The sequence below is a fragment of the Kocuria sp. UBA1838 genome, from assembly GCF_002338785.1.
Classification (GTDB): domain Bacteria; phylum Actinomycetota; class Actinomycetes; order Actinomycetales; family Micrococcaceae; genus Kocuria; species Kocuria marina.
The window spans coordinates 36,383-49,481 of record NZ_DDIY01000008.1 but is presented as its reverse complement, the minus strand read 5'-3'; the positions used below and the strand labels follow the sequence as shown (position 1 = coordinate 49,481).

Below are 13,099 nucleotides of genomic sequence, written 5' to 3'. Positions count from 1 at the left end.
GTCCGCGACCGGGCCACCCGGACTGCTACATGAACCGCTCCAGCAGGCTCGTCTCGGCCATACGGGACAAGGACTCGCGTACGGTGCGGGCACGCTGCTCGCCGATGCCCTCCACGGACATCAGGTCCTCGAGGTTCGCGGCCATGAGCGACTGCAGGCCGTCGAACTGGGCCACGAGCCGTTTCGCCACCGCACGCGGCATGGACTTGATGCCCTCGAGCAGCCGGTAACCGTGGGGGTGCAGGTCCACCTCCAAGTTGCCCTGCGGCCCGGTGAGACCCGCGGCCACCGCGACCCGCTGCAGATCGATCAGTTCGGTGGACGACAACCGGGCGAGCCGGTCCAGGGACTCCGCGATCACCTCGGGCGTCGTGGCCTCGGGCAGGTAGTCCCGCAGGACCACGCCGGGCCCCGGCCCCGTCCCGGCCGTGAGCTCCTCGAGCTGCAGGGAGATCAGACGCCCGTCCGAGCCGAGTTCCAGGACGTACCACCCGATCTCGTCCGAGATCCTGCGCACCATCTCCATCCGCTGCAGCGTCAGGGCCACGTCGCGGGCGGTCACGGCGGCTTCGATCTCGAGCGCCGAGAGGCTGCCCAGGACCTGCTCGAGGCGGTTGCTGTAGTGCTCCAGGGTCTGCAGGGCCTGGTTCGCGCGGGCCATGATGGCCTGGGAACCGTCGATCGCGTAGCGGTAATCGGCCACGTAGATCGTGATGACGCTCATGGACTGGCTGACCGAGATCACGGGAACACCGGTCTGCTTGGCGGTGCGCTCGGCGGAGCGGTGACGCGTGCCGGACTCCTGGGTGCGGATGGACGCGTCCGGCATGAGCTGGACCCCGGCCTTGAGGATGCGGGTGGCTTCCTTGTCGCACACGATCGCCCCGTCCATCTTGGCGAGTTCGCGCAACTTGGTGGGGGTGAATTCGGTGTCGATGTCGAACCCGCCCGAACACAGCGACTCCACGGAGCGGTCGAATCCGAGCACGATGAGCGCGCCTGTGCGGCCCCGGAGGATGCGCTCCAGCCCCGTCCTCAGTTCGGTACCGGGGGAGACCCTGGCCAGGGTCCGTCTCAGGGCAGTCTCGTGCGATTTCACCACGGCCTCATTCTATGTGCGCTCGCCCCGCCCGAAGGCCAACATGCCCCGCGTGGCATGTGTGTTCGGACTCGGCCCTGCCCCGGCGAACTCGGCCGTACGGCGTCGGATTCAGCCCTGCCGCGGCGGGAAGAGCAGCTCCATGGCCTGTGAGACGGTGGTGACCTCACGCACGGAGAAGCCCGGAGGGATCTTGCCGGGTCCGTTGGGGGATGCCGGGACCACGGCGTGGGTGAAGCCCAGTCGGGCGACCTCCTGGATCCTGCGGTTGATCTCGGGTACGGGGCGGACCTCACCGGCCAGTCCGATCTCCCCGAAGCACACGAGCCGCTGGGGCAGCGGTCGATCCTGGGCGGCGGACGCGAGCGCCATGCACACCGCGAGGTCCGTGGCGGGTTCGGTGAGCCGCACACCGCCCACGGTGGACACGTAGCAGTCCATGGTCGCGAGGGCCACGCCCGCCCGGCGCTGCAACACCGCGAGCAGCATGGCCACCCGGGAACCGTCCAGGCCGGAGGTGGCCCGTCGGGGTTGCGCGGTGCTGGACTTGTCCAGCAGGGCCTGGACCTCCGCGAGCAGCGGCCTGCGCCCCTCCACGGTGACGCTCAGACATGTTCCCGCGACCGGGACGGGGGTGCGGGAGACGAACAGGCCGGACGGGTCCGAGACCGAGCGGATACCGTTCTCCTCGAGATCGAAGCACCCGACCTCGTCCGTGGGGCCGAACCGGTTCTTCACGGCCCGCAAGAGGCGGATGCGCGAGTGTTTGTCCCCCTCGAACTGACACACGACGTCCACGAGGTGTTCGAGCAACCGGGGACCGGCGATCGAACCCTCCTTGGTCACGTGGCCCACGAGCAGGGTGGTCATGTTCCGGGTCTTGGCGGCGTGGATGAGGCTCGCCGCGACCTCCCGCACCTGGCTCACCCCGCCCGCCGAACCCTCGATCTCCGGGCTCGCGAGGGTCTGCACCGAGTCCACGATCAACAGTTCCGGTTTTAAGTCCTTGACCTGCGCGAGCGCCGCGGAGAGGTCGGTCTCCGCGGTGAGGTACAGCTTTTCCGAGAGGGCATCGATGCGCTCGGCCCGCAGTTTGACCTGCGCCGCGGACTCCTCCCCGGTCACGTACAACACGGTGCGGGGATCGGGCCCGCCCGCCACCTTGGCGGCTGCGTCCAGGAGCAGCGTGGACTTACCCACGCCGGGTTCCCCCGCGATCAGGATGACCGCACCGGGCACGAGTCCGCCGCCCAGGACGCGGTCGAACTCGGTGACGCGCGTGGGGGTGAAGCGGGCCACCGAGGAATCCACCTGGCCGATGGGTTGAGCGGGCACCGCCACGCTGGCCGCGGCTCGGGTGCGCCCGTGTTCCAGGTTCGTGGAGATCTCCTGCACGGTGCCCCAGGACTGGCACTCACCGCACCGGCCCACCCATTTGGCCGTGGTCCAGCCGCATTCCGTGCACCGGTAGGAGACGGACGGCTTTCTGGTCTTCGCGCTCATGCTGTCACCGTAGGGGGCGGATCTGACGCGCATAAGCGGCACGGATCCGTGGCTCGGTCACCGACCGCCCAGCGTGGGCAGGTACCGGACCGCCTCCTCGTGGGTGAGACCGGTGGACTCCAACAGGTCCACGACCAACGGACGGATCAGCAGCACGAGTGCCTCGCCCTCCATGGTCCGCACCCCCATGAGCCCGGGTTCCAGGCGACCGGCCACGGAGATCAGTTCATTGCGCGTCTGGCGCAGGTAGCTTTCACGGGTCTGGGGGTGACTCGCGGAGAACGTGTGATCCAGGCTCAGGATGGCGTCGGAGAGATCGGCGAGGGCCTCGGAGAGGGAGGCCACGGCGTCGTCGGACAGGGAGACGCGGTTGAGGACGGACGCGAGGCGGCGTGCGAAGACGCGCGAGTTGCGCACGGCGAGGTCCACGTACCGGATGCTCTCGCTCAGGTCGTCGATCTCGCGGCGGTGCCGGCGGTGCAGAGGGGATGCGTGGGCGATCTCCCGGGAGGCCGTGAGCCCCGAGCGTACCGAGTCCACGAGCGGCTGCGTCTGACGAGCCCGCACGAGGGCGTGCCACGCGAGGCGCGAATCGGTGTCCGAGACCGCACGGGAGCAGTCCGTGAGCACCTGGGTGAACTCCACGATGAGCTTGCTGAGGTCCTGGCGCGGTTCGCGGCGCGGGTCTTGGGGAATCACGTACGCGAGGAGCAGCGCGCACAGGCACCCCACCACGGCGTCGAAGGACCGCGCGAACACGCCGTCCTGCGACGGCGGGAGGAGCACCACCAGCACGGACTGCAGCCCCATCTGCGTGGTGAAGATCGCGCCGTTGTCAAGGAACCGGGCGAGCAAGAGGGACAGGAGCAACACGAGGGCCGCTTGCCACTCACCATGGCCCAGGACCTGGATGAGCAGATCGCCCATCACGATCCCCAGGGTGCACCCGATCGAGACCTCCAGCACCCGGCGGTAGCGCAGCCCGCCCTTGGCGTACCCCAGGGACACGAGCGCGGCGGTCGCGGCGAAGATGGGGCCTTGATGGCCCAGCAGCCGTTCCGCGATCACGTACGCGCCAACGGCCGCCACGGTCATCTGCACGGCCTGGAAGAAACCGGACGTCATGCGTGCCCAGCCGGAGCGCCCGCGCTTGCCCACGACCTCGGGAACACGACGGAATCGGGAGCGGTGCTGAGCTGCTTCCGAGGACGTCATGGCTCCCATCCTAGGCGGGCGCCTCGGACGGACGCGTACCGCGCGGGACGCGTGACCGGGCGGCGCCGTGGCCAGGGGTGGCGCCGGTCACAGGGGTTGTTAACCGCCAGTTCACCTTCCCGGCCGCATCTGTCAATATCGCCTGCCTACGGTAATTCCCGGGCGCGCTGCGGACGCAGCGGCGTTGGACTCCAAGATCCGGTTGTCCGCACCCACCGGGCTCCCCGGTTCACGCTTTCGAAGGGAAATACAGTGAAGGTTTCGCATGTCGGCCGTTCGGCCGCAGTCCTGGCCATTGGTGCCCTCGCTCTGACCGCTTGCGGTTCCGACAACGCCACCGGCAACACCAACAGCGGCGGGGGCTCCGGCGAGAGCAGCGGCGTGTCCGGAACGCTGACCGGCATCGGGGCGTCCTCCCAGCAGGCCGCCATGACCGCGTGGCAGAACGGCTTCCAGTCCGCTAACAGCGGCTCCACCGTGCAGTACTCCCCGGACGGCTCCGGCGCCGGGCGCAAGGCCTTCCTGGCGGGCGGCGCGAACTTCGCCGGCTCGGACGCCTACCTCTCCGACGACGAGGTCGAGCAGGCCAAGCAGCAGTGCGGCCCCGACGGCGCCATGGACCTCCCGGTCTACATCTCCCCGATCTCCGTGGCGTTCAACCTGCCCGGTATCGAGTCCCTGAACCTGGACGCCCCCACCATCGCCAAGATCTTCAAGGGTGAGATCAAGCGCTGGAACGCGGAGCAGATCAAGCAGCAGAACCCGGACGCCGATCTCCCGGACACCCCGATCACGGTGGTGCACCGCAGCGATGACTCCGGGACCACCGAGAACTTCACCGACTACCTGCACAAGGCCGCTCCGCAGGAGTGGACCAAGGACCCGGCACAGGCATGGCCCTCCGAGTACGCGGCGGAGAACAACAAGGGCACCTCCGGCGTGGTCTCCACGACCTCCGGCACCGAGGGCGCCGTGACCTACGCGGACTCCTCCGCCGTGGGCGATCTCGGCACCGCCGCGATCAAGGTGGGCGACCAGTACGTGACCCACTCGCCCGAGGCCGCCGCCAAGGCCGTCGAGGTCTCCGCCCAGGCCGAGGGCCGCGGCGAGCACGACCTCGCGATCAACATCGGGCGCGACACCAAGGAATCCGGTGCGTACCCGCTCGTGCTGATCTCCTACCACATCGTGTGCTCCCAGTACGACTCCCAGGAGACCGCGGACCTGGTCAAGGCCTTCGAGAACTACGTGATCTCCGAGGACGGGCAGAAGGCCGCTGCGGACTCTGCCGGTTCCGCCCCGCTGAGCCAGACCCTGCGCGACCAGGCCAAGGCGGCCGTGGACTCCATCACCGCGAAGGGCTGATCCGCCCCGACGACGTGTGAGTGCGGCGCCGGCGTGTCATCGCGCGTCGGCGCCGCGGCCACGCACGCGGCCATCTCGGACCGCCACGTCCTACGCTGTCCGAATTCACCGCTCAGCTCGTTCCACACCTTGATCGAAGGGACTGGTTCATGTCCACCACCATCAGCGCCCAGAAACCGGGGACCCGGCAGTCCTCGGCCGGACGTGCCGGTGACTCCGTCTTCTCCGGACTCAGCCTGGCCGCCGGCATCCTGATCTTCGCGGTGCTCGCGGCCGTCGCGCTATTCCTGTTGCTGCAGGCGCTGCCCACGTTCGCCGCCCCCGCCGAGGAGATCACCGGTGGGCAGGGCTTCTTCCACTACATTTGGCCGCTCATCGTGGGCACGCTCATCGCCGCGGTGATCGCCCTGCTGATCGCCACACCCGTGGGCATCCTGGTGGCGCTCTACATCTCCCACTACGCACCGGCCAAGATCTCCAAGCCGGTGGGCTACGTGATCGACCTGCTCGCGGCCATTCCCTCCGTGATCTACGGCGCGTGGGGTGCCACGGTGCTCGCGCCGGCGCTCGTACCGCTGTACAACTGGCTCACCGAGCACCTGGGCTTCATCCCCATCTTCGACGGGCCCGCGTCCCAGACGGGTAAGACCATGCTCACCGCAGGCATCGTGCTGGCCATCATGATCCTGCCGATCATCACGTCCATGTCCCGCGAGATCTTCACGCAGACGCCCAAGCTCCACGAGGAGGCCGCGCTGGCACTGGGGGCCACGCGGTGGGAGATGATCCGGATGGCCGTGCTGCCGTTCGCGCGCCCCGGGATCATCTCCTCGATCATGCTGGCCCTGGGCCGCGCGCTCGGCGAGACCATGGCGGTGGCCCTGGTGCTGTCCTCCGGGCCCATGATCGCGTCCCTGATCAAGTCCGGTAACCAGACGATCGCCGCGGAGATCGCGCTGAACTTCCCCGAGGCCTACGGCCTGCGGTTGTCCGAACTGATCGCGGCCGGTCTCGTGCTGTTCCTGATCACCCTCGTGGTCAACATGATCGCCCGCGCCATCATCGCTCGCTACAAGGAATTCTCGGGGGCCAACTGATGACCACGTCCACCCAACCCGGAACCTCACCCGTCCGCCAGTCAAGGCTCACCCGCGGTCAGCGCCCCAAGTGGCTCGTCCCCGTCATCGGCGTGGCCGCGATCGTGGCGGGGGCCGCGCTTGCCGCTCTGGTGGGGTTCAGCATCGCGCTGTGGGCCCTGTTCGCCACCGTGATCTTCCTGGTGGTCGGCCCGCTGGCCGTGGGCATGATCGAGGGTTCCCGCGCCGGGGCCGATTCGCTCATGACCTTCCTGGTCTATGCCGCCTTCATCCTCGCGGTGATCCCGCTGATCTCCGTGATCTGGACGGTGCTCGCCAACGGCATCCCCGGTCTGACCTCCAACATGTTGTTTACCTCCATGAACGGGGTCACGGGCTTCCACGACAACCAGGCCGATGCGCCCAGTCAGGTGATGGGCGGCGCCTACCACGCGATCATCGGTACGGTGTCCATCACGTTCTGGGCCACGCTTATGTCCGTGCCCGTGGGGTTGCTCACCGCGATCTACCTCGTGGAGTACTCCCGGGGCGGCTGGCTCGGCAAGGCCATCACGTTCTTCGTGGACGTCATGACCGGTATCCCGTCCATCGTGGCTGGTCTGTTCGCGGCCGCTCTGTTCGGCATGATCTTCGGCCCCTCGACCCGTACCGGGTTCGTGGCGGCGGTCGCGCTGACCGTGCTGATGATCCCCACGGTGGTCAAGAACACCGAGGAGATGCTGCGGATCGTGCCCAACGAACTGCGCGAGGCGTCCTACGCGCTGGGTGTGCGCAAGTGGCGGACCATCCTCAAGGTGGTCATCCCCACGGCCATCTCGGGTATCGCCTCGGGTGTGACCCTCGCGATCGCCCGTGTGATCGGTGAGACGGCGCCGCTGCTCGTGACCGCGGGCTTCGCCACGGCCATCAACTGGAACTCGTTCTCCGGCTGGATGACCACGCTGCCCACGTTCATCTACTACCAGATCATGACGCCCACCTCGCCCACGAACCCCGATCCGTCCCTGCAGCGGGCCTGGGCCGCGGCGCTGATCCTGATCGTGATCGTGATGCTGCTCAACCTCGTGGCACGCTTGATCGCCAGGGCCTTCGCTCCCAAGACCGCCGGCCGCTGAGTGCTGGCCGACCATTCGATCTAAGGAAACACACCCATGTCGAAACGAATCGACGTCGAAAACCTCAACGTCTACTACGGCGATTTCCTGGCGGTCCAGGACGTCAGCATGAACATCGAACCCCGCTCGGTCACCGCGTTCATCGGTCCCTCCGGTTGCGGCAAGTCCACGTTCCTGCGCACCCTCAACCGCATGCACGAGGTGATCCCGGGTGCTTACGCCCAGGGCAAGGTGCTGCTGGACGGGGACGATCTCTACGGCAAGGGCGTGGACCCCGTGACCGTGCGCTCCATGGTGGGAATGGTGTTCCAGCGCCCCAACCCGTTCCCCACGATGTCCATCCGCGACAACGTGCTCGCGGGCGTGAAGCTCAACAACAAGCGCATCTCGAGCAAGGACGCGGACGAGCTCGTGGAGAGCTCGCTGCGCGGCGCGAACCTCTGGAACGAGGTCAAGGACCGTTTGGACAAGCCCGGTTCCGGTCTTTCCGGTGGTCAGCAGCAGCGGCTGTGCATCGCCCGCGCAATCGCGGTCAAGCCGGACGTGATCCTCATGGACGAGCCGTGCTCCGCGCTGGACCCCATCTCCACGCTCGCGATCGAGGACCTGATCAACGAGATCAAGACCGATTACACCGTGGTGATCGTGACCCACAACATGCAGCAGGCGTCCCGTGTGTCGGACAAGACCGCGTTCTTCAACATCGAGGGCACGGGCAAGCCCGGCCGTCTGATTGAGTACGCGCCCACCACGGACATCTTCAACAACCCGCAGAAGAAGGACACCGAGGACTACGTGTCCGGCCGCTTCGGCTGATCCGCGTCCTCGCGCACGCGAACGGTGCCCTCCGTCTCGGAGGGCACCGTTCGCGTGCACGCCCGGGGGCACGACGGCGCTCCGGCGGGACCCGGGGGTACGACGACGCACGCACCGGGAGCGCGCAGCGATCCGCACCGTGCGACGTCGTCAGCCTCCGCGTGCCCCCGATCGTGACGCGTGCCCCGAGCGAACCGCGGGTACGGATCAGGCCGCGGGGACCTGGATCAGCGGGGAGGCCGCCAGGAACAGGATGGCGGAGACCAGGCCGCACACGGGGACCGTGGCGACCCACGAGGCGATGACCCGCAGCACGGTGGCGTGATACACGGTGCGGAACTTCTGGGCGGAACCCGCGCCCAGGATCGCCGCGGTGGTGGTCTGGGACGTAGAGAGCGGAATGGGGGAGAGGAACCCCCCCACGAACAGCAGGGCGCCGGACACCGTTTGCGCCGCCGCTCCGCGCAGGGGATCCAGCGTCACGATGCGTGCGGAGAGGGTGTAGGAGATCCGCCAGCCGCCCAGCAGGGTACCGAACGCGAGACACGCCCCCACGAGCACCGTGAGCCACACGGGGATGCTGTCCCGGGAGAGGTTGGGGTTCACGATCAGCAGGAGGACCAAGAGGATCCACAGCGTGCGCCGGGCGTGCTGGATCCCGTGTCCGAAGTGAATGGCCGCGGCACCCGTGGCCTGCACGACCCCGGCCCGGAAGTTCACGCGTCCCGGGGTCTCGTGGCGTACCAGGTACACGATGGGCACGACCAGCAGGAACGCGAGCCCGAACGCGATCACGGGGGAGATCAGCAGGGGGAGCAGCACGTTCCAGGAGAAGTAGGAGCCCATGGCCAGGTGCTCGTCGTAGAGCCCCGCGGCGCGTGCTCCGAGCAGAGCACCCACCACGGCGCCGCCGATCGCGGCGGTGGAGGACGTGGGCATGCGCCACCACCACGTGAGGAGGTCCCACCCGATGGCCGTAAGCAGGGCGCACAACAGGGCCACCACGCCCGCGTCGTTGAGGGGGATGGGGATCTCGAACGAGATCAACCGGTCCAGGACCAGCCCCACCAGGAGGGCGCCCATGAGGTTGAACACCGCTCCGGTCCACAGGGCCACACGGGGTGTCAGGGCGTTGAACCGTACGGGCAGGGCCACGGCGTTGGAGGCGTCGTGGAAACCGTTGACGACCGTTAAGACCAGGGTCAGGAGGATGCCTACGACGGCCAGTAACTCTGTCACGGCGCGTCAGGACTCTGCCACGAGGATCCGGCCCACCTCTGCGGAGACCTGGCCCAGGGCGCGTGCGGCATCGAAGAGCTGGCGGGCGGCGTCCATGCGGCGGATGGCCTGGGCCGTCTTGAACTGCTCCAGCAAGCTCGCGCGGTACACCCGGTGGGTCCGTTCGGCCTGGCGTGTGAGACGGATCATCTCGAACCAGTAGTCGTCCAGCTCGTTCAAGCTGGTCAGCCGGCCCATGGCCTTGGTGGTCATGAGCGACATGTGCTGGATCACCGCGAGCTGCTCGGTCGCGTGCGAGGTGGGCCGCTCCAGCTTGTACAGCTGGTGGGTCTCGGCACTCGCCACGAGGCACTGGACGGCTCGCAACAGCCACTGCCCCAGGATGTAGACGTCCTGACGCGGGATGGGCACCACGTACGAGGAGCGCGTGGTGGTCATCAGGGAGAAGTAAAGGTTGGTGCAGCGGTCCTCGGTGTCCAGGAGGTCCGTGATGGGGCGCTGCCAGGTCTTGTCGATCTGCCCGATGTGTTCGGCGAGCTGATCCACCGCGGTGCCCACGCACTGGGACATCTGGACCAGGAGCTCGGTTACCCGCTCGTCCTCCGGGAAGATCCGAAAGACCATCCGTTCGTCCTCCCGTCGAACCGTTCACTTTTCGGCCGTCACTGTACCGAACGAAAGTTAACCGGGGAGACATGTGGATCTTGTTGAGGGGGGCGGTGCCGGACCGGGAGCGCCTCTCGGCGGAAGGCCGCTCGTAGCGGCTAAATGATGGAGCCCGGGGCTGCCACGGCCCGACACCTGCCTCCATTATAATCCTCGGCCCCGGGGGCGCCGCAAAGCGGCCCGTCCGGACGAGGACGCCCCGCGGGGGCAGTCCCTTACTCGAGCGCACCCCTGCGCCACGCGGCGGCCGCGGACTCGAGTTCCTCCGCGGTGCGGATCAGGCGGGGGATGCGGCGCCACGGATCGCGCACGCCGAGGCTAGAGATGTCCAGCGTGCGTTCCTGGCCCGTGGCGATCACGCGGCAGAACGCGGCGGAGCGTTCGAGAGCGACGTCGAACTCGCCGTCGAACGCGCCGGAGAGGATGGCGTCCGCGACCTCGCAGATCTCCTCCGCGCCGGGCGGGTCCGCGACGCCCGCGACCACGTTGGACACCTGCGCGGTCTGCTTGCCCGCGGCGAACCAGCGGCCCATGCGGTAGGGGTCCTTGCGGGCGGCGGCGCGCAGCGCGTAGAGCCGCCACAGCGCACCCGGGAGGGACACCGCGGGGGCCTGCGCCCACATCTCTGCGATCCCCTCGAGACCCTGCTCGTCCGTGAGCCGAACGAGGCGATCGTGGACCACCGGATCCGCGGATTCCCGGCCCCGCGACACGAGCGCCTGCGCGGCCAGGTGGGCCGCCTCCGACACTCGGGCGGGGTCCGTGCCGCCCTCGTGGGCGTCGAACTTCTCGGGGGAGAACTTCACGGGCGAATGATGCGTGCGGCGTTCGGACATGCGCCCGAGTGTACGCCGCGCACCTTTCACGGGGCTCGGCGGATCAGTCGACCGTGTGCGTCTCCCCGGCCTGCTGACGCCAGCGTTCCTCGATGCGCAGCAGGGCCTGCTGGGACACCGCGCGCCACCACCGCAGGGCCAGCCGGGGGTCCTCCTCCTCGATCTCCTGGATCGCCTCCGGGGAGAGCCTGCGCGCGGAGACGTCCGTGAGCGCGGTGAAGCTCACCAGGTGGCGCATATTGGTACCCAGGGCGATCTCACCGAAGCTCATCCCCGGGCCGATCACCTCCAGTTCCACGCGGTCACCCTGCGGTGAGCGCCGGGAGACCTCCACGTTGCCGGACGTGACCATGTACACGCCGTTGAACTTCTGGCCCGTGCGCAACACCGTGGTCCCGGCCTTCCAATCCACGGACTCGGTGCGTGAGCGGATGCGCTCCACGTCCTCCTCGCCGAGCGTGCTCAGCAGTTCGGAACGGGTGGAGTGCACCTTGTCCGGGGTGCACTCGGGGCCGCCGAAGCGCTCCAGGATCTGGTCCTCGGCCCACGTGAGGGCCTCGGCGCGCGTGGCGAAGACCGTGAGCGGGTGTTCGAGGTTCCGCGTGTTCTCACCGCTCTTCTCCGCGACGAGCACCATGTGGTGGCCCGTCTTCTCGATCTGTTCGGCGGTGCGGCTGAGCATGGGCAGGACGAAGCGGGCCATATCGTCCACCTGCCGGATGTCCACGAGCACGTAACTGGACCTGCGGGCGGCGTCGCGCACCGTGCGCACCGCGGTCTCGGCCCCGGCGAAGCGCAGATCGCCCTGCAGCTCGATGATCCGAGCGTCCTCGCCGTGCGCGTCGAGCACCTCGGTGGCGGCCTCGTTGCGCCGCACCAACGACGGTGCTTCCGCCAGGGTGTACTCGGAGCGCACCGTGGAGTGCCCGTTGCGTTCCGTGCGGGCGAAGTGCAGGTCCAGGTCCTTGGTGAGCCGTTCGCATGCGGCCACGCCGCGCACGGAGTTGCCGTGGCGGTCCAGGGGCGGGGAGAACACCGCGACTGCGAGCTGCCCCGGGAGCACGGTCATCACGCCGCCGCTGACCCCGGACTTGGCGGGCAGGCCCACGCGGATGGCCCAGCGCCCGGCGTCGTCGTACATCCCGCACGTGCTCATCACGGACAGCACGTCCGAGACGACCTCGGGGTCCAGGACGCGCTCGCCGGTCACGGGGTTGCGCCCGCCGGCCGCGAGCGTGGCACCCATGCGGGCCAGGTCCACGCAGTTGAGCATGATCGAGCACTGGCCGAAGTAGTCCTCGAGCGCGCCGGTGGGATCCCCCTCGATGATCCCCCGGGACGCGAGCAGCCAGCCCAGCGCGCGGTTGCGGTCCCCGGCCTTGTGCTCCTGCGACTGGATGTTCTTGTTGATCCGCAGCTGCCGGCCCGCGCATCGGGAATGCAACCGCAGGATCCGTTCCATGCGCGTGCCGTGGGACGTGTTGCGCACGAGGGACGTCGCCGCGATCGCGCCCGCGTTGATCATGGGGTTCGCGGGGCGTCCCGTCTCCGGCTGCAGTGAGATCTCGTTGAAGGCGTCACCGCTCGGTTCCACGTCGATCTTCTCGAACACACCCTCCGGGCCGCGGTCCGTGAGCGCCTGGGCATACGTGAAGGCCTTGGAGATGGACTGGATGCAGAATTCGAGCTTGGTGTCCCCGGCCTGGTAGAGCGCGCCGTCCACGGTGGCCACGGCGATCCCCACGATGTTCTCGTCCGCGGCCGCGAGCTCCGGGACGGAATTGTTCACCGTGCCGTCCGTCAGCGGGCGCAGGTCCTCCACCACGCGGCGCAGGTACTCGGTGACGGGGGAGGGGCCCAGCTTGGACATCGCGACGGTGCTCATGGGTCATTCCTCGAAGGCTCGGCGGGAACCCCGCGGCGGGCTGCGCACGCCCCGGGTGTCGTCTCCTCCCAGGGTCCCATATTGCGGACGGGCCCGGTCGACGACGACGCCGCGCGCTCGCCCGCGCCGCGGTGGCTCGTCGCGCCGCGCGGTGCGGCCCGCTGGGTCCGCCCGTGGTTGCCGTCGGTGCCGCGCGGGAGGCCGCTTCCCGAACTGGAAATGCGACCGCGCTGCGGTAGAGTAGCCGTGCTCGGTGGCGGGAA

At 68.6% G+C, this 13,099-nt stretch carries 11 protein-coding genes; 4 read left to right on the top strand and 7 right to left on the bottom strand.

All coding sequences use genetic code 11. From position 1 onward, the window contains the following. Positions 1–25: 25 nt before the first annotated feature. The 3 genes from disA to B3I25_RS04665 all read right to left on the bottom strand — a co-directional run bounded on the left by disA (position 26) and on the right by B3I25_RS04665 (position 3,817). Positions 26–1,102, bottom strand: a complete 1,077-nt coding sequence (gene disA, locus B3I25_RS04675; protein WP_085108129.1) for a DNA integrity scanning diadenylate cyclase DisA — start codon at positions 1,100–1,102, stop codon at positions 26–28. A 108-nt stretch (positions 1,103–1,210) separates the two neighbouring features. Further along, on the bottom strand, positions 1,211–2,602 hold the full coding sequence (gene radA, locus B3I25_RS04670) for a DNA repair protein RadA (RefSeq protein WP_064846324.1): 1,392 nt from the start codon (positions 2,600–2,602) through the stop codon (positions 1,211–1,213). A gap of 57 nt (positions 2,603–2,659) precedes the next feature. Then, positions 2,660–3,817 carry an FUSC family protein gene (locus tag B3I25_RS04665; RefSeq protein ID WP_286738006.1) on the bottom strand — a complete coding sequence of 386 codons (1,158 nt, stop codon included), beginning with the start codon at positions 3,815–3,817 and terminating at the stop codon, positions 2,660–2,662. 252 nt (positions 3,818–4,069) lie between these two features. On the opposite strand from B3I25_RS04665, the gene pstS reads away from it, so the two are divergent. The 4 genes from pstS to pstB all read left to right on the top strand — a co-directional run bounded on the left by pstS (position 4,070) and on the right by pstB (position 8,210). Then, the gene (pstS, locus tag B3I25_RS04660; protein ID WP_064846308.1) at positions 4,070–5,182 is read left to right on the top strand and encodes a phosphate ABC transporter substrate-binding protein PstS; all 1,113 of its coding nucleotides are present in this window, start codon (positions 4,070–4,072) and stop codon (positions 5,180–5,182) included. Positions 5,183–5,331: 149 nt separating this feature from the next. Then, the gene (pstC, locus tag B3I25_RS04655; protein ID WP_064846307.1) at positions 5,332–6,279 is read left to right on the top strand and encodes a phosphate ABC transporter permease subunit PstC; all 948 of its coding nucleotides are present in this window, start codon (positions 5,332–5,334) and stop codon (positions 6,277–6,279) included. Next, the gene (gene pstA, locus B3I25_RS04650) at positions 6,279–7,394 is read left to right on the top strand and encodes a phosphate ABC transporter permease PstA (RefSeq protein ID WP_085108135.1); all 1,116 of its coding nucleotides are present in this window, start codon (positions 6,279–6,281) and stop codon (positions 7,392–7,394) included. The genes pstC and pstA overlap by 1 nt, the downstream gene beginning before the upstream one ends. Before the next feature lie 36 nt (positions 7,395–7,430). Continuing rightward, positions 7,431–8,210 (top strand): phosphate ABC transporter ATP-binding protein PstB, encoded by a 780-nt coding sequence (gene pstB, locus B3I25_RS04645; RefSeq protein ID WP_064846305.1) that lies wholly within the window; start codon positions 7,431–7,433, stop codon positions 8,208–8,210. Between the two features lie 207 nt (positions 8,211–8,417). Here the strand turns inward: pstB and B3I25_RS04640 are convergent, their stop codons facing one another. The 4 genes from B3I25_RS04640 to glsA form a co-directional block, all read right to left on the bottom strand. Continuing rightward, complete coding sequence (locus tag B3I25_RS04640; protein WP_286738003.1) at positions 8,418–9,449, bottom strand: inorganic phosphate transporter; 1,032 nt, start codon at positions 9,447–9,449, stop codon at positions 8,418–8,420. 6 nt (positions 9,450–9,455) lie between these two features. Continuing rightward, on the bottom strand, positions 9,456–10,073 hold the full coding sequence (locus B3I25_RS04635) for a hypothetical protein (RefSeq protein WP_064846303.1): 618 nt from the start codon (positions 10,071–10,073) through the stop codon (positions 9,456–9,458). 257 nt (positions 10,074–10,330) lie between these two features. Next, positions 10,331–10,951: a hypothetical protein gene (locus B3I25_RS04630; RefSeq protein ID WP_035959140.1), complete on the bottom strand. Its 621-nt coding sequence runs from the start codon at positions 10,949–10,951 to the stop codon at positions 10,331–10,333. A 43-nt stretch (positions 10,952–10,994) separates the two neighbouring features. Continuing rightward, positions 10,995–12,836 (bottom strand): glutaminase A, encoded by a 1,842-nt coding sequence (glsA, locus tag B3I25_RS04625; protein ID WP_064846302.1) that lies wholly within the window; start codon positions 12,834–12,836, stop codon positions 10,995–10,997. Positions 12,837–13,099: the final 263 nt, after the last annotated feature.

Coding starts and splice junctions, on each gene's coding strand:
- pstB (WP_064846305.1), top strand. CDS start 7,431: ATGTCGAAACGAATCGACGTCGAAAACCTCAACGTCTACTACGGCGAT.
- B3I25_RS04630 (WP_035959140.1), bottom strand. CDS start 10,951: ATGTCCGAACGCCGCACGCATCATTCGCCCGTGAAGTTCTCCCCCGAG.
- glsA (WP_064846302.1), bottom strand. CDS start 12,836: ATGAGCACCGTCGCGATGTCCAAGCTGGGCCCCTCCCCCGTCACCGAG.
- B3I25_RS04665 (WP_286738006.1), bottom strand. CDS start 3,817: ATGACGTCCTCGGAAGCAGCTCAGCACCGCTCCCGATTCCGTCGTGTT.
- pstA (WP_085108135.1), top strand. CDS start 6,279: ATGACCACGTCCACCCAACCCGGAACCTCACCCGTCCGCCAGTCAAGG.
- radA (WP_064846324.1), bottom strand. CDS start 2,602: ATGAGCGCGAAGACCAGAAAGCCGTCCGTCTCCTACCGGTGCACGGAA.
- B3I25_RS04635 (WP_064846303.1), bottom strand. CDS start 10,073: ATGGTCTTTCGGATCTTCCCGGAGGACGAGCGGGTAACCGAGCTCCTG.
- pstC (WP_064846307.1), top strand. CDS start 5,332: ATGTCCACCACCATCAGCGCCCAGAAACCGGGGACCCGGCAGTCCTCG.